Origin of the sequence: Azospirillum sp. HJ39 (genome assembly GCF_041507355.1) — a bacterium.
GTDB lineage: Bacteria > Pseudomonadota > Alphaproteobacteria > Azospirillales > Azospirillaceae > Azospirillum > Azospirillum thiophilum.
In genome coordinates, this window is sequence record NZ_CP167914.1 from 242411 (window position 1) to 259164 (window position 16754).

Sequence of the window (16754 nt, forward strand, 5' to 3'; positions counted from 1 at the left end):
CTCCGCCTCCAGCCGCTGGAGATGGGTGAGGGGGGAGGGAATGATCTGCACGGGCGCCAGGCTCTCCGTTAGGGACGGGGCGGGAGCGGGAACACCACTCACCATATGGATGAAAGTCTTTATAAGACGTAACGATTGCTGATTGTGGAACGGGACTTTCGCTTGAACGGTGCCGGAGCGGGGGTTATGGTCGGCCGGCCGCAGACGGGGAATACTTAAAATTGCTCAGCTCTCAGTCGGGAAACCCTAAGGTGGCGGGTTTCGGCGCCGGTCCCTTTGCCCTTTTCCAGGCCGCATGGCACCACAAGTCGCTGATCATGCGGCTCGCCCGGCGGGAGATCGACGCCCGTTACCGCGGCTCCGTGCTGGGCATCGTCTGGGCGGTGCTGAACCCGATCCTGATGCTGGCGGTCTACACCTTCGTCTTCTCGGTGGTGTTCCGCGCCCGCTGGGGCACGCCCGGCGGAGCGGCGGGGGAGAGCAACACGGAATTCGCCCTGCTGCTGTTCTCCGGCCTGATCCTGTTCAACGTGCTGGGCGAATGCCTGAACCGGGCGCCGGGGCTCCTGCTGGAGAATGTCAGCTACATCAAGAAGGTGGTCTTCCCGCTGGAGATCCTGCCGCTGGTGTCGCTGGCGGTAGCATTGTTCAATGCCGGCATCGGCTTCGTCATCCTGCTGGTCTTCCATCTCACGGTGGCCGGGCTGCCGCCGCCGACGGCGCTGCTGCTGCCGCTGGTGCTGGTGCCGCTCTGCCTGACCACGCTGGGCTTGAGCTGGTTCTTCGCCTCGGCCGGCGTGTTCCTGCGCGACATCCGGCAGGTGGTCGGGGTCGGCGTCACCGTCCTGATGTTCCTCAGCCCGATCTTCTACCCGATGACCGCGATCCCGGAGCGCTTCCGCGCCATCCTGCACCTGAACCCGATGACCGCGATCCTGGAACAGTCCAAGGACCTGCTGTTCTGGGGCAACATCCCGTCGCCGGTCAGCTGGGGGCTGGCGACGCTGGGCTCCTGGGTGGTGGCCTGGCTCGGCTATCTCTGGTTCATGAAGACCCGCCGGGGGTTCGCCGATGTCGTCTGAGACCGATACCCCTGTCGTCATCCGGGCCGAGGGGCTGGGCAAGGCCTACGCCATCTTCAAGCGCCCGCAGGACCGGCTGAAGCAGATGCTGGTGCGCGGCCGGCGCAAATATTACGACGAATACTGGGCGCTGCGCGGCGTCGACCTGGAGGTCCGCCGCGGCGAGACGGTCGGGCTGATCGGCCGCAACGGCTCGGGCAAGTCGACCTTCCTGCAGCTGCTGTGCGGCACGCTGACGCCGACCTCCGGCCGCATCGCGGTGGACGGCCGCATCGCGGCGCTGCTGGAGCTGGGCGCCGGCTTCAACCCGGAATTCAGCGGGCGCGAGAACGTCTATCTCGCCGCCTCGGTGCTCGGGCTGTCGAACGAGCAGATCGCCGAGCGCTACCAGTCCATCGCCGAGTTCGCCGGCATCGGCGACTTCATCGAGCAGCCGGTGAAGCTCTATTCCAGCGGCATGTACGCCCGCCTCGCCTTCGCGGTGGCGGCCCATGTCGATGCCGACGTCATGATCGTCGACGAGATCCTGGCGGTCGGCGACGCGTCCTTCACCCAGAAATGCATGCGCTTCATCCACCGCTTCAAGGAGCGCGGCACCCTGTTCTTCGTCTCGCACGACACCGGGCAGGTGGTGAACCTGTGCGACCGGGTGGTGTGGCTGGACAACGGCTCGGTGCGGGCGATCGGCCCGGCCAAAGAGGTCTGCCACGACTATCTGGCCGCGCTCTACAGCGACCAGGACACCTCGCGCGGCTTCCGCATCGGCGGCACCCGCCAGGCGCTGCCCCAGGCCAGGCGCGAGGAGCCGGTGGTGGACGCCCGCGCCGAGCTGCTGAAATCCTCCCAGCACCGCAACACCATCGAGCTGTTCGACTTCAACGACAGCGGCCCCTGGTTCGGCAACCGCGGCGCCACCATCGCCGGCGTCTCGATCCTCGATGCGGAGGAGCAGCCGCTCGCCGTGCTGGAAGGCGGCGAGGTGATCGTCCTGAAGGTCGACTGCCGGGCCGAGCAGGAGGTCCACCGCCCGATCGTCGGCTTCTACGTCAAGGACAAGCTGGGCCAGAACCTGTTCGGCGACAACACCTTCCTGACCTACCAGCTCGACCCCGTCACGGTGCCGGCCGGCCAGGACTTCGCCGCCCGCTTCCGCTTCCAGATGCCCTACCTGCCGAGCGGCGACTTCTCCATCACCGTGGCGCTCGCCGAGGGCACGCAGAACGACCATGTCCAGCATCATTGGGTCGAGGACGCGCTGATCTTCAAGGTCCATGCCAGCCACGTCGTCCGCGGGCTGGTCGGCATGCCGATGCTGGCGATCACGCTGGAGGCCGAGGGACTGTCGGGCCCGTCCTCCGGCACCATGCCCGCGACGAAATAGGGGCAGCCGGCCCGACAAGGCCGGAGTGAGGCAGGAAAACCGCAGTTCCGGGCATTGTGGGACCTCGCCGAACCGCCCGGGGCCTGCGGCTTGCATTCCGCCGGGGTGTCAGCGTATGTGTGTCGGCGGCTGTGGCAGGGCAGTCCGGTGGTCCGCAGGCTGGTAAGCCCGGCTTCCGGACGGGACCGGCCTCGCAGCCGGAGGCCCGGGATGCTCCCGGTACGGAGCCAGGCAAAACAAGAGGCGACAGGTGGATTCGTTTTTGCAGGACGCAGGTTCCGATACTCTCCATCGTCTCTGCCGGCCGATCAGCTTCCTCACACCGGATCTCATCGTTGCACCGCCGTCCTGGCTCGGCCACACGCCCTTCGCACTGTGGATCACCGAGGCGCTGCGCCCTCGGGTTTTCGTGGAGCTGGGAACCCACACCGGAAATTCCTATTCCACATTCTGCCAGGCGGTAAAGCAGCTCGGAACCGGCACCTCCTGCTTCGCGGTCGACACCTGGCAGGGCGACCCGCAGGCCGGCTATTACGGCGACGAGGTTTACCGGACGCTCGCCGACTTCCACGACCCGCGCTATGGCGCCTTCTCCCGCATGATGCGGATGACCTTCGACGAAGCCGTCGTCCATTTCGCCGATGGCAGCGTCGACCTGCTGCACATCGACGGCCTGCACACCTACGAGGCGGTGCGCCACGATTTCGAGACTTGGCTGCCGAAGATGAGCGGCCGCGGCATCGTCCTGTTCCATGACATCAATGTCCGCAAAGGCGATTTCGGCGTCTGGAAGCTGTGGGAGGAGCTGACGGCCCGCCATCCGTCCTTCGGCTTCCTGCATTCCAACGGGCTGGGCGTTCTGGCGGTTGGCAGCGACCAGCCCGACGAAACCCGCTGGCTGTTCGAGAATGGTCGCGACGGCGGAACGGCCCAGCAGATCCGCGCCTTCTTCGACCGGCTCGGCAGCGGCGTCATCGAAACCCAGCAGGCGCAGGAGCGCGCCCGCCGCATCCTGGAGCTGGAGCAGGACGTCGCCGGCCTGCACGAGACCCTCCGCGGCCGGGTCGACGAGATCCGCGACCTGATGGGCACGGTGGCCGCCCGCAACGAGTCCATCGCCACCTTGCAGGAGTGGATCGCCGGCCGCGATGCCCACATCGTCGAGCTGGGCGGCGAGATCGGAACTCTGAACGGCCGGATAGACGCGCTGCGCGGAGAGGGCGAGGAGCTGCGCCGGAGCCTGGAGGAAGCCCACGCCGAGGCCGCGCATCTGCGCGCCGCCAACGATGAACTGCACGGGGTGGTCCGCGCCCGCGACCATCACATCCACACCCTGGTCAACTCGACCTCCTGGAAGGTTTCGGCCCCGGTCCGCAAGCTCGGCCGCCTGTCCAAGGAGCTGCGCCGCTTCCACCGGTCGTGCCGCCACGCCATGGCGCTGGAGCCGATGCACGACGTCGCCCGCCAGGATGACGGCAGCTTCGAGACCCACGGCGTCGACCCGGCCTTCCGGCTGGTGTCCGACCAGGGCCGCAGCCCGCACGGCTGGTGCGTCATCACCTACCGCGTCGCCGATGCCACGGTGCCGCTGGCGCCGCTGCTCTACATCGATTGCGGCGCCGGCTTCGGCGAGGGCGTCATCGTCCGGCTGCCGCCGGTGGTCGACGGCGAGGCCGAAGCCCTGGTGCTGCTGCCCTACGAGACCCGGGCCCTGCGCCTGGACCCGACCGACCGGCCGGCGCGCTTCCGGCTGGAAGGGCTGACGATCCAGGAGATCGGCAAGCTCCAGGTGCTGCAACGGGCGCTGAAGACCTACCAGGGCCAGGCCTTCCGCGGCCTGACCTACCTGCGCCAGCACGGTCTGGCCGCGACCAAGCACAAGCTGCTGCAGGACCTGCAGCCGAACACACTGGTCACGGACTACGAGAGCTGGATCCGCCTGTACGACACGCTGACCCCGTTCGACCGCCAGTCCATCGCCGACGCCATCGGCAGGATGGCGCGCCGTCCGCTGATCTCCGTCGTCATGCCGGTCTACAACACGCCGGAGCCCTACCTGCGCCGCGCCATCGACACGGTGCTGGAGCAGCTCTATCCGCACTGGGAGCTGTGCATCGCCGACGACGCCTCGACCGCCCCGCACGTCGCGGCGGTGCTGGCGGAGTATGCCGGACGCGATGCCCGCATCAAGACGGTGCGGCGCGAGACGAACGGCCACATCTCGGCGGCCAGCAACAGCGCGCTGGAATTGGCGTCGGGCGAGTTCGTCGCCCTGATGGACCATGACGACGAGCTGCCGCCGCACGCGCTCTACATGGTGGCGGAGGAGATCGACCGGCACCCGGACGCCGACGTCATCTATTCCGACGAGGACAAGATCGACGAGAACGGCCGGCGCTACGATCCCTATTTCAAGACCGACTGGAACCCCGACCTGTTCCACGGCCAGAACATGGTCAGCCATCTGGGCGTGTTCCGCCGAACGCTGCTGGTGCAGATCGGCGGCTTCCGCATCGGCTACGAGGGCAGCCAGGACTATGATCTGGTGCTGCGCGCGGTGGAGAAGACCACGGCGCCGCGCATCCGCCACATCCCGACGATCCTCTATCACTGGCGGGTGTTCTCCTCCTCCTCCTCCTTCTCGACAGTGGCTCTGCCGACGGCGACCGACGCGGCCCGCCGGGCGCTGCAGGACCATTTCGAGCGCACCGGCCAGCCGGTGCAGGTCGTTCCGGCACCGGGAGCGGAATGGTACACCCGCACCGTCTATCCGGTGCCGGAACCGGCGCCGCTGGTATCGCTGCTGGTGCCGACCCGCGACAAGGTCGAGCTGCTGCGCCAGTGCGTGGAAGGGCTGCTGACCGGGACCGACTATCCCAACCTCGAGGTCATCGTCCTCGACAACAACAGCGAGGAGAAGGAGACGCTCGATTATTTCGCCTCGCTGGAAGGGCGCGAGCGGGTGCGGGTTCTGCGCTACGACGGACCCTTCAACTTCTCCGCCATCAACAATTTCGGCGTGCGCGCGGCCAAGGGCGAGCTGATCGGCCTGATCAACAACGACATCAAGGTGATCTCGCCGGGCTGGCTGACCGAGATGGTCGCCCATGCGCTGCGGCCGGAGGTGGGGGCGGTCGGCGCCAAACTCTATTATGGCGACGATACCATCCAGCATGCCGGCGTCATCACCGGCATCAACGGGGTGGCCAACCACATCCACAAGCATTTCGCCCGCGAGCACCCCGGCCATTTCGCCCGGCTGATGCTGACGCAGAACATGTCCTGCGTCACCGCCGCTTGCCTGGTCATGCGCAAGGCGGTGTTCGACGAGGTGGGCGGTCTGAACGAGGAGCATCTGGCCGTCGCCTTCAACGACGTCGATCTGTGCCTCAAGGTCCGCGATGCCGGCTATTTCCTGGTGTGGACGCCGCATGCCGAGCTGTACCATCTGGAATCGGCCTCGCGCGGGTCTGACATGGCCCCCGACAAGATCGCCCGCTTCAAGCGCGAGATCGCCTACATGCAGGAGCGTTGGGGCCGGTCGCTGATCGAGGATCCCTTCTACAACCCGAACCTGACCCTGGACGCGCCCGATTTCGGGCTGGCCTTCCCGCCGCGCACGGTCAAGCCCTGGCTGCGCAAGGCCTGCCCCGAGCTGCGCAAAGACCGCCTGAAGGAAAGCATCTGAGCCATGGACGTCGTCTCCCTCGACATTCCCGACGTGAAGATCATCCGCCCGAAGAAGTTCGGCGACCACCGCGGCTTCTTCTCGGAAACCTACAACAAGAAGACGTTCGAGGCGGCCGGGCTGATTTACGACTTCGTGCAGGACAACCAGTCGCTGTCGGCCGAGGTCGGCACCGTGCGCGGCCTGCATTTCCAGCTGCCGCCGTTTGCCCAGGACAAGCTGCTGCGGGTGGTCAAGGGGTCGGTCTTCGACGTCGCGGTCGACATCCGCCGGGGCTCGCCCACCTTCGGCCGGCATGTCAGCGCGGTGATCAGCGCCGCGGAGTGGAACCAGATCCTGATACCGGTCGGCTTCGCCCACGGCTTCTGCACGCTGGAGCCGGACACCGAGGTCATCTACAAGGTGACCAACTATTATTCTGCCGAGCATGACCGCGGCCTGCTGTGGAACGATCCGGCCCTCGGCATCGACTGGCCGGTCTCCGCCGACAAGGCGCGGCTGTCCGACAAGGATCACAAGCATCCGACCTTCGCCCAGCTTGGCGACCTGTTCTGACGGCGCTATTGGATTTCGGTTCTTCGGTCACGGCGGGCCGGCCGGCCCGGCCCTTCGGCGGTAAGGTGGTTTGATGACGCGCATTCTCGTCACCGGCGGTGCCGGTTTCATCGGCTCGGCGGTGGTCCGCCAGCTTCTCGCCGAAACCGACGCCTTCGTCGTCAACGTCGACAAGCTGACCTACGCGGCCAACCTGTCCTCCCTGCCCGGGGCGGAGGGGCATCCCCGCTACGCCTTCGAGAAGGTCGACATCTGCGACGCCGCCGAGCTGCACCGGGTCTTCGACACCCACCGGCCCGACGCGGTGATGCATCTGGCCGCCGAATCCCATGTCGACCGCTCGATCGACGGGCCGGGCGAGTTCATCCAGACCAACGTGGTCGGAACCTTCCGCCTGCTGGAAGCGGCGCGCGGCTACTGGTCGGCGCTGCCGGCGGAGCGCAAGGAGCGCTTCCGCTTCCACCACATCTCGACCGACGAGGTGTTCGGCACGCTGGGCGAGGACGGCTTCTTCACCGAGACCACCGCCTACAGCCCCAACTCGCCCTATTCGGCCAGCAAGGCGTCGAGCGACCATCTGGTGCGCGCCTGGCACGAGACCTACGGGCTGCCGGTGGTGCTGACCAACTGCTCGAACAATTACGGCCCCTACCATTTCCCGGAAAAGCTGATCCCGCTGATGATTCTGAAGGGTCTGGCGGGCGAGAAGCTGCCGGTCTACGGCAAGGGCGACAACATCCGCGACTGGCTCTATGTCGAGGACCATGCCCGCGCGCTGCGGCTGGTGCTGGAGAAGGGAAAAATCGGCGAGAGCTACAACATCGGCGGCCACAACGAGCGCACCAACCTGGAGGTCGTCCGCGCCATCTGCGCGCATCTCGACGAGATGGACCCGGCCGGCGCCCCGCACGACCGCCTGATCAGCTTCGTCACCGACCGCCCCGGCCATGACAAGCGCTATGCCATCGACGCCGGCAAGATCGAGCGCGACCTGGGCTGGACGCCGCTGGAGACCTTCGAGAGCGGCCTGCGCAAGACGGTGGCCTGGTATCTGGAGAACCGCGACTGGTGGCAGGCCATCCTGAACGGCTCCTACCAGGGCGAGCGCCTTGGGCTGAAGGAAGAGGGGGCCGCCCAATGAAGATTCTCGTCCTCGGCAGCAACGGCCAGCTCGGCTTCGAGCTGATGCGGGCAACCTGGGCGCCCGGCACGGACGTCGTCGGCCTGCCCTATCCCGAGTTCGACGTGACCCGGCCGGGCGACGTGGAGACGGCGGTCGCCGCCCACGCGCCGGACCTGCTGGTCAACGCCACCGCCCACACCGCCGTCGACAAGGCCGAGAGCGAGGCGGATCTGTCCTTCGCCATCAACCGCGACGGGCCGGGCGCCATGGCGGCGGCCTGTGCGGCACGCGGCATCCCCTTCATCCATGTGTCGACCGACTATGTCTTCGACGGGACGAAGGACGGCATCTATACCGAGGACGACCCGATCAACCCGCTGGGCGTCTATGGCGCCAGCAAGGCGGCGGGCGAGGCGGCGGTGCGGGCGGCGACGCCGCATCACGTCATCCTGCGCACCTCCTGGGTCTACAGCGCCTACGGCAACAACTTCGTCAAGACGATGCTGCGCTTCGGCAAGGAGCGCGAGGAGATGCGGGTGGTCGCCGACCAGCACGGCTCGCCCACCGCCGCCGCCGACCTCGCCGCCGCCATCGTGCAGATCGCCGGGACGATTGAGAAGACCGGTTCGGCCGCCTGGGGCACCTACCACCTGACCGGCAGCGGCTATACCACCTGGCACGAGTTCGCCGAACACATCTTCCGGCGGCTGGAAGAGCGTACCGGCAAGCGGCCGCGCCTGACCGCCATCGGCACGGCCGACTACCCGACCCCGGCCCGCCGCCCGGCCAACTCGCGGCTGGACTGTTCCCGCGCCGGGGAGAGGCTCGGCGTGTCCTGCCCGCCGTGGCGCGAGAGCGTCGACCGCGTGATCGACGAGCTGTTCACCAACCCGCCGCAGGCATGAGGGCTTTTGAGACCATGAAGGGCATCATCCTGGCCGGCGGATCCGGCACCCGGCTCTACCCGGTGACGCGGGCGATCAGCAAGCAGCTGCTGCCGATCTACGACAAGCCGATGATCTATTTCCCGCTCAGCACCCTGATGCTGGCGGGCATCCGCGACATCCTGGTCATCACCACCCCGCACGACCAGCCGCTGTTCCAGACGGTGCTGGGCGACGGGTCGCAGTGGGGCCTGAACCTGACCTACGCCATCCAGCCGTCGCCCGACGGGCTGGCCCAGGCCTTCATCATCGGCCGCGAGTTCGTCGGCAACGACCCTTGCGCGCTGGTTCTCGGCGACAACATCTTCTACGGCCACGGCCTGACCAACATCCTGCGCGCCGCCGGCGAGAAGGCCGACGGCGCCAGCGTCTTCGCCTATGCCGTGCGCGATCCCGAGCGCTACGGCGTGGTGGAGTTCGACGCGCAGGGCCGGGCGCTGAGCATCGAGGAGAAGCCGGTCGCCCCGCGCTCCAAATGGGCGGTCACCGGGCTTTATTTCTACGACAACGACGTTCTGGACGTCGCCGCGGCGGTGAAGCCGTCGGCCAGGGGCGAGCTGGAGATCACCTCGGTCAACGCCGCCTATCTCGAGATGGGCAAGCTGTCGGTCGAGCAGATGGGCCGCGGCTATGGCTGGTTCGACACCGGCACCCATGACAGCCTGCTGGAGGCGGCCGAGTTCGTCCGCACCATCCAGCACCGCCAGGGCCTGCAGATCGCCTGCCCGGAGGAGATCGCCTACACCTCCGGCTGGATCGATGCCGAGCAGGTCAGCCGTCTGGCGGAGCCGCTGAAGAAGAACGACTACGGCCGCTATCTGCTGGGGCTTCTCGGTTGAGTCAACCCTCCTTGACCAGCCGTTCCTCCCAGGCGAGCGCCGAGGCGACGATGGTTTCCAGGTCGTCGTGGTGCGGGGTCCAGTCCAGGGTCCGCCGGATCCGCTCCACGCCCGCGACCAGGGCCGGGGGATCGCCGGGCCGGCGCGGGCCGATGCGCATCGGCAGCGGCCTGCCGGTCACCCGCTCCACCATCGCCAGCACCTCGCGCACCGAATAGCCGCGGCCATAGCCGCAGTTCAGCACCTCCGACGCGCCGCCGGCCTCCAGGTGGCGCAAGGCCGCGACATGGGCGTCGGCGAGGTCGCTGACATGGATGTAGTCGCGCACGCAGGTGCCGTCCGGCGTGTCGTAGTCGTCGCCGTAGATCTGCAGCTCGGCCCGCTGGCCGGTGACGGTCTGGGCGGCGATCTTGATCAGATGGCTGGCGACGCGCGACACCTGGCCCGAGCGGCCCTGCGGGTCGGCACCGGCGACGTTGAAATAGCGCAGCGCCACATAGCGCAGCCCGTAAGCGGCGGCGGCATCGCGCAGCATCCACTCCGTCATCAGCTTGGAGGAGCCGTAGGGGTTGATTGGCACCAACGGCGTCCGCTCGTCGATCGGCAGCCGGTCCGGCATGCCGTAGACGGCGGCGGTGGAGGAGAAGATGAAGCGGCCGATCCCGGCCTCCACGCAGGCCTCGATCAGGGCATGGCTCTTGACCGTGTTGTTGCGGTAGTAGGCCAGAGGCCGCTCCACGGACTCCGGCACCACGATGCTGCCGGCGAAATGCAGGACGGTGCCGATGCCGTGGCGGGCGAAGGTGTCGGCCAGCAGGGCCTTGTCGCCGACGTCGCCCTCGACCAGCGGCACACCGTCGGGCACCGCCGAGCGCCGGCCGGTCGACAGATCGTCCAGCACCACGACCGCGCGGCCCCGGTCGCACAGCGCCAGCACCATGTGGGAGCCGATGTAGCCGGCACCGCCGGTCACCAGCACGGTCGCGTTTTCGCTCGTGGTCATGGTCATCTCCGCTTGCCCGCAATCGGTTGGTCCAACGCCGCAAGATAGTGGCTCATCCATGCCACAGCTTGGGCTTTTCCGCAGAATGAGCTGCCCCATTCGAACAGCTTCAAATGCATCCACCAGGATCCGTCCGGTCTTATACGGGATGGCAACAGGATTGATCGCTTCCAGAGAAGCGACAAATGAATAATATATATTATTAATACCTAGAAAAGAGTTCAGTTGTAGAAGTTGATCCGGGCGAAATCTATTCACAAACTTCAATTACGACCGGTTCCAGACAGAATTTCACAACCGATCCGCCCTGCCTGCGGCATCCACGGCCTCCAATCACACCGGTGACTTGGCAGCGCTCACTGGACTTCGCCGGCAGAGGCATTGTAATCCTTCCCCCATTGAAGGGCAGCGGCCATTCGAGGGAGACGACCATTCGTATCGCAATGATCGGCACGGGCTATGTCGGACTGGTGTCCGGAGCCTGTTTTTCGGAATTCGGCGTTCATGTCACCTGCATGGACAAGGATTCGAGCAAGATCGACCAGCTCCTGAGGGGAGAAATCCCGATCTACGAGCCGGGTCTCGACGATCTGGTGGCGAAGAACGTCAAAGCCGGCCGGCTGAACTTCACGCTCGACCTGGAAACGGCGATGAAGGGGGCCGACGCCGTTTTCATCGCGGTCGGCACGCCGACCCGCCGCGGCGACGGCCATGCCGATCTGTCCTATGTCTATGCCGCAGCCGAGGAGATCGCCGCCAACCTCGACGGCTACACGGTGGTGGTCAACAAATCGACCGTGCCGGTCGGCACCGGGCGCGAGGTCGAGGCGATCATCCGCAAGGCGCGGCCCGACGCTGAATTCGACGTCGCCTCCAATCCGGAATTCCTGCGCGAAGGCGCGGCCATCAGCGATTTCATGCGGCCCGACCGGGTGGTCATCGGCGCGGAGTCGGAACGCGCGCGCGAAACGATGCGCCAGCTCTACCGGCCGCTGCACCTGATCGAGACGCCGATCGTCATGACCAACCGGGAGACGGCCGAGCTGACGAAGTACGCCGCCAACGCCTTCCTGGCCACCAAGATCACCTTCATCAACGAGATCGCCGATCTGTGCGAGAAGGTGGCGGCCGACGTCCATGACGTGGCCAAGGGCATCGGGCTGGACGGGCGCATCGGCAAGAAGTTCCTGCATCCCGGCCCGGGCTATGGCGGATCCTGCTTCCCCAAGGACACGCTGGCGCTCGTGCGTACCGCGCAGCAGCACGCGGCACCGGTGCGCATCGTCGAGACGGTGGTGGACATCAACGACAAGCGCAAGAAGTCGATGACGTCACGCATCGCCGCCGCGTGCGACGGTTCGCTGGCAGGCAAGACGGTGGCGGTGCTGGGTGTGACCTTCAAGCCGAACACCGACGACATGCGCGACGCCCCGTCGCTGGACATCGTCCCGGCCCTGCAGGCGGCCGGTGCGCATGTGCGCGCCTTCGACCCGGCGGGCATGCATGAGGCGGCGAAGCTCCTCGGCGGCGTCGACTGGTGCACCGATGCCTACCAGCCGCTGGAGGGTGCCGACTGCGTGGCGATCCTGACGGAGTGGAACGAGTTCCGGGCGCTCGACCTGAACCGCTGCAAGGCCCTGCTCAAGCGGCCGGTCATGGTCGACCTGCGCAACATCTACAATCCCGAAGACATGGCGAAGGCCGGCTTCGCCTATTCCTCCATCGGCCGGGGCACCGGCCAGGGAAACAGCCGGGAAAGCGCGCCGGCCGGCTGATCGGTTCCCGTTCGCCGACGACCCATCCATCCTAGAAGAGAAGCCCCGATGATTTCGCCACGCGGTTACAACAAGCGCATTCTCGTCACGGGCGGTGCCGGATTCCTCGGGTCGCATCTGTGCGAACGGCTGCTGGCGGCCGGGAACGACGTGCTGTGCGTCGACAACTACTTCACGGGTTCCCGATCGAACATCGCCCACCTCCTCGACAACCCGCATTTCGAGCTGATGCGCCACGACGTGACGTTCCCGCTCTATGTCGAGGTCGACGAGATCTACAACCTCGCCTGCCCGGCCTCGCCGGTCCATTACCAGCATGATCCCGTCCAGACGACCAAGACCAGCGTCATCGGCGCCATCAACATGCTGGGGCTGGCCAAGCGGCTGGGCGCGCGGATCATGCAGGCCTCGACCTCGGAGATCTACGGCGACCCGGCGGTGCATCCGCAGCCGGAGGAATATTGGGGCAACGTCAACACCATCGGCCCGCGCGCCTGCTACGACGAGGGCAAGCGCTGCGCAGAGACGCTGTTCTTCGACTATCACCGCCAGCACAAGCTGTCGATCAAGGTCATCCGCATCTTCAACACCTACGGCCCGCGCATGCACCCCAACGACGGGCGCGTCGTGTCCAACTTCATCATCCAGGCGCTGAAGGGCGAGCCGATCACCATCTACGGCGACGGCCGGCAGACCCGCTCCTTCTGCTATGCCGACGATCTGGTCGACGGCTTCATCCGCTTCATGGCCACGCCGGCCGACGTCACCGGACCGATCAACCTCGGCAACCCCGGCGAATTCACCATGCTGGAACTGGCCGAGAAGGTCATTCTCCTGACCGGCTCCTCCTCAAGGATCGAGCACAGGCCGCTGCCTCAGGACGACCCCAAGCAGCGCCGGCCCGACATCGCCAAGGCCAGGGCCCTGCTCGACTGGGAACCGAAGGTGCCGCTCGACGAGGGGCTCACCCGCACCATCGACTATTTCAAGACCCGCTTCTTTTCCTGAGGAAGACCGATGAGCGACAGTTTGGCGTCGGCGCCCGCCCGAAGCGACGCGGCCGGGGACATGGTGGTGTCGGCGCGGATGGGGCTGGAAGGCGACAGTGTCGTCCTGCTGCGTATGCCCGGATCGCTGGTCCGGCGGATGTGGAAGGCGGCGCTCCTCCTCACCGTGCTCATCGGCATCGCCCTGACGGCCCAGTCGGTGTACGTATCCTTCCGCGACATGCACATCTTCCCCTATTGGGACATGATGTCGCTGCAACACCGCTATTTCCTCGATTCCCTTCCGGATTTCCTGCTCTACCGCGACAACGAGCATCTGCCCTTCGTCGCGATGCCCTTCTTCATCGCGGACAACCTGCTGTTCAAGGCGCGCGGGATCTTTCTGATCGCCGGCCTGCTGGCCCTGAATGCGATAATCGCCGGCCTGATCCTGGACGAGATGCGGCGGGCCTGGGGAAAGCTCCAGCTGCTATCCTTCGCGGCGGCGGGGACGCTGGTCATCCTGTCCCTGTTCTGGCTGATCCATTACGAGAACCTGCTCTGGCCCAAACAGATCCACATGTATCTGTCGGCGGCCTTCTTCCTGCTGGCCAGCCGCCTGCTGGCCGGCACCGAGGAGCGGATGAAGGCGGGTTCGCCGCCGGGCTGGACCGGCGTGCTGACGGCGGGGGCGCTGCTCAGCGCCTCGATGTTCTCGTTCGGCTACGGCGCCATCGGCTGGATCGCGGCCCTGATGGTCGCGGTGAGCGGCCGGTGGCCATGGCGGGCGACCGGAAGCCTGCTGGCGATCTTCGCCCTCAATGCCGCAATCTATGCCCTGTTCTACAAATACGCTACCGCAACGCAGCATTCCAACCCATTGGAGTCGTTCGCCTCTCCCTTCAAGCTGGCCGAGTTCACGGTGGCCTATTTCGCCAACCCGGTCTTCAGACTGCTCCACCCCCTGCTGACGGAATGGCTGGCCCGCGGCATAGCGACGCTGACATCCCTGGCCGCCTGCATCGCAGGGCTGTGGCTTCTGCTGCGCATCCTGCTGCTTGACCGCCGCAGCGCCGGCCGGATCGAGCTGTTCGCAAGCCTGCTGATTCTGTTCGCCTTCGGCTCCGCCCTGATGACCGCCGTGTCGCGCCTGAAGTTCGGGATCGAGACGGCCGGATCGTCACGCTACGCCATCGCGCAGATGCCGTTCTGGATCGGGCTGTGGATGATCGCAATGGCCTCGCTGCGCAAACGCCCGGTGCCGCGCGATGCCCTGGTCGCGGTCGCCGGCGTGTCGCTCACCCTCCTGCTCGTACCGTCCCAGCTCCTTTACGCCCGCGAAACCGAAGCACTGTCGCGCTACCATTGGCAAGGGGTGCTCGCCATCGTCAATGGCGTGAACGACGACGAGGTCGTTTTGAAGGCTGTCCATCCGATCCGCGAGGAGCTTGCGGTCGTCCCCCCCAATCTCGCCAAGCGGCATTGGTCGGTCTATGCCGATCCGCAGCCCTGGTGGCTGGGACAGCCGGCCCGCGATCTGTTCCGTGTCGAGGCGCCCGACCGCTGCCGCGGCAGCCTCGATCTGGTCAGCGACCTCGGCCGGCTGAAGGGCCAGAGCTATGTCGCAGGATGGGCCTGGGACAGGAACGCCGACCGCACCCCGGATTGGGTCGTGCTGGTGGACGGTGCCGGCATCGTCCGCGGGCTGGCCCGCAGCGGCCTGACGCGCCCGGATGTGGAACGCGCCCTCTCCGCAGCGGCCGGCAGCGCTCCCGGCTGGCACGGCTATGTCGCCGCCCCGGCGCCGCTGGCGGGAACGGAGGCCTATGCCGTGCTGGCCGACGGCTCCTCGATCTGCCAATTGACCCGCAATGCGCCGGCCAAGGCCGGCGATGGAGTCCACTGACATGGAAAAGCCGACTCTCCGGGAGGATGGGCAGGCGACGCTCGCCATCGTCATTCCCGTGTTCAACGACTGGGAATCCGTTGCGATGCTGATCCGCGGACTGGGCCGCTCGCTGGGAAGCGACGAGCGCGCGGTCCATCTGGTGATCGTCGACGACGGCTCGACCGAGCCGGAGACGGGGCTGAAGGATGCGGTCGCCGAAACGCCCTTCACGGGGACCCTGCTGCGGCTCGTGCGCAATGTCGGCCACCAGCGCGCCATCGCCATCGGCCTGTGCCATGCGGTCGAGCTGGCGGCCGACAGGGTTGTCATCATGGACGGCGACGGCGAGGACCGGCCGGAGGATGTGCCGCTCCTCCTCGCCGGCCTTCGCGACACCCCCCGCTCCATCGTGGTCGCCGACCGCCGCAGCCGCAGCGAGGGGCCGAGCTTCACCCTGTTCTACCGGGTCTACAAGAAGGTCTTCTCGCTGTTGACCGGCACGCCGATCTCCTTCGGCAACTTCAGCGCCATGAGCTTGGCGACGGCGACCCGGCTCGCCTCCATGCACGAGCTGCTGCTGCATGTCCCGGCGACGATGATCCGCTCGCGCTGCCCCATCGTCCGGGTGGGCACCGACCGGGGGCATCGCTATGCCGGGCAGTCGAAGATGAATCTCGTCTCGCTGGTGGTCCACGGCCTCAGCTCGATCGCCGTGTTCAGCGAGCGCACCTTCACCCGCATCCTGCTGTTCTCGGCGGCGATCTTCGCGCTGTCCGGGCTGGCGGCGGTCATCGCCGTGCTTCTCAAGATGCTGGGCATGGCGACGCCCGGCTGGACGACGACGGTGGCCGGCATCGTGATGATCGTCCTGGTCCAGAATGCCGCCGTGTCGCTGGGCGGCCTGTTCGTCGTCCTCAACAACAAGCGCGACTTCGCGCTGATCCCCAGACAGATCGCCCCGATCTTCCTGGCGGAAGCCGTCACGCTCGGTGGACGTTCCGAAACACGAAATGCTGGTTCAGAAGAAACGTCAGAATTGGCGATATGACCAGGGTGAGGAACAGCGGGGCCAGGTAATGGAGGCCGAGAGTGCCTTCCATGATGTACATCGCCCCGCCGTTGAAGCCCATGATGAGGGAATAGACCAGCAGGAAGCGGGGAAGATGGTGGGCGTGCCCGCCCCGGGCACCGAAGGTCCAGGCCCAGTTCCCCAGATAGGACGTGGCGATCCCGACCACCGTCCCCAGGATGGTGGCGAGCGTCGGGCTCGCCATGCCGATGCCGTCGACCAGCAGGATCGTCGTCCCGGCATGGGCGGCGGTGGCGGTTCCGCCGACAAGGATGAAGCGGACGAGGCGTTGTGCCAAAAGCGCGCGGACGGCTTCCACGAGACGGAGCGTGAGGGGGCGGGAAGCGGTGGACGGCATGATGGAAGGCTCCGGAGGACCAAAGGGGGGAAGCGGGACCGCAGGCACTCCGGCCTGTGGGAA

General features: G+C 66.7%; 13 protein-coding genes. 11 read left to right on the plus strand and 2 right to left on the minus strand.

Annotated elements, in window-relative coordinates; genetic code table 11:
• Window positions 1-251 precede the first annotated feature (251 nt).
• From ABMY26_RS36360 to rfbA, 7 genes are all read left to right on the plus strand, one after another.
• Window positions 252-1082: an ABC transporter permease gene (locus ABMY26_RS36360; protein ID WP_372400612.1), complete on the plus strand. Its 831-nt coding sequence runs from the start codon at window positions 252-254 to the stop codon at window positions 1080-1082.
• Window positions 1072-2463, plus strand: a complete 1392-nt coding sequence (locus tag ABMY26_RS36365; protein ID WP_372400614.1) for an ABC transporter ATP-binding protein — start codon at window positions 1072-1074, stop codon at window positions 2461-2463. The genes ABMY26_RS36360 and ABMY26_RS36365 overlap by 11 nt, the downstream gene beginning before the upstream one ends.
• Before the next feature lie 250 nt (window positions 2464-2713).
• Window positions 2714-6151: a glycosyltransferase gene (locus tag ABMY26_RS36370; protein ID WP_372400615.1), complete on the plus strand. Its 3438-nt coding sequence runs from the start codon at window positions 2714-2716 to the stop codon at window positions 6149-6151.
• Window positions 6152-6154: 3 nt separating this feature from the next.
• Complete coding sequence (gene rfbC / locus ABMY26_RS36375; RefSeq protein ID WP_372400617.1) at window positions 6155-6706, plus strand: dTDP-4-dehydrorhamnose 3,5-epimerase; 552 nt, start codon at window positions 6155-6157, stop codon at window positions 6704-6706.
• Window positions 6707-6779: 73 nt separating this feature from the next.
• Window positions 6780-7847, plus strand: a complete 1068-nt coding sequence (gene rfbB, locus ABMY26_RS36380) for a dTDP-glucose 4,6-dehydratase (RefSeq protein WP_372400618.1) — start codon at window positions 6780-6782, stop codon at window positions 7845-7847.
• Complete coding sequence (rfbD, locus tag ABMY26_RS36385) at window positions 7844-8734, plus strand: dTDP-4-dehydrorhamnose reductase (RefSeq protein WP_372400619.1); 891 nt, start codon at window positions 7844-7846, stop codon at window positions 8732-8734. Before rfbB ends, rfbD begins: the two co-directional genes overlap by 4 nt.
• A gap of 14 nt (window positions 8735-8748) precedes the next feature.
• The gene (rfbA, locus tag ABMY26_RS36390; RefSeq protein ID WP_372400621.1) at window positions 8749-9612 is read left to right on the plus strand and encodes a glucose-1-phosphate thymidylyltransferase RfbA; all 864 of its coding nucleotides are present in this window, start codon (window positions 8749-8751) and stop codon (window positions 9610-9612) included.
• 1 nt (window position 9613) lies between these two features.
• On the opposite strand, the gene galE is transcribed toward rfbA, so the two are convergent.
• Window positions 9614-10621 carry a UDP-glucose 4-epimerase GalE gene (gene galE, locus ABMY26_RS36395; RefSeq protein WP_372400622.1) on the minus strand — a complete coding sequence of 336 codons (1008 nt, stop codon included), beginning with the start codon at window positions 10619-10621 and terminating at the stop codon, window positions 9614-9616.
• A 425-nt stretch (window positions 10622-11046) separates the two neighbouring features.
• Here galE and ABMY26_RS36400 point away from each other — a divergent pair, with 425 nt between their 5' ends.
• From ABMY26_RS36400 to ABMY26_RS36415, 4 genes are read left to right on the plus strand one after another with little or no spacing between them, the layout of a single operon-like run.
• A complete protein-coding gene (locus ABMY26_RS36400; RefSeq protein ID WP_372400734.1) occupies window positions 11047-12390 on the plus strand; it encodes a UDP-glucose/GDP-mannose dehydrogenase family protein in 1344 nt (447 codons plus the stop codon).
• A gap of 48 nt (window positions 12391-12438) precedes the next feature.
• Window positions 12439-13398: a UDP-glucuronic acid decarboxylase family protein gene (locus ABMY26_RS36405; protein WP_372400623.1), complete on the plus strand. Its 960-nt coding sequence runs from the start codon at window positions 12439-12441 to the stop codon at window positions 13396-13398.
• A 9-nt stretch (window positions 13399-13407) separates the two neighbouring features.
• Window positions 13408-15282, plus strand: a complete 1875-nt coding sequence (locus ABMY26_RS36410; protein WP_372400624.1) for a hypothetical protein — start codon at window positions 13408-13410, stop codon at window positions 15280-15282.
• Window position 15283: 1 nt separating this feature from the next.
• Window positions 15284-16312: a glycosyltransferase gene (locus tag ABMY26_RS36415; protein ID WP_372400625.1), complete on the plus strand. Its 1029-nt coding sequence runs from the start codon at window positions 15284-15286 to the stop codon at window positions 16310-16312.
• Here ABMY26_RS36415 and ABMY26_RS36420 read toward each other — a convergent pair.
• Window positions 16245-16691, minus strand: coding sequence for a GtrA family protein (locus ABMY26_RS36420; RefSeq protein ID WP_372400626.1), 447 nt, complete (start codon window positions 16689-16691; stop codon window positions 16245-16247). The genes ABMY26_RS36415 and ABMY26_RS36420 overlap by 68 nt on opposite strands.
• Window positions 16692-16754: the final 63 nt, after the last annotated feature.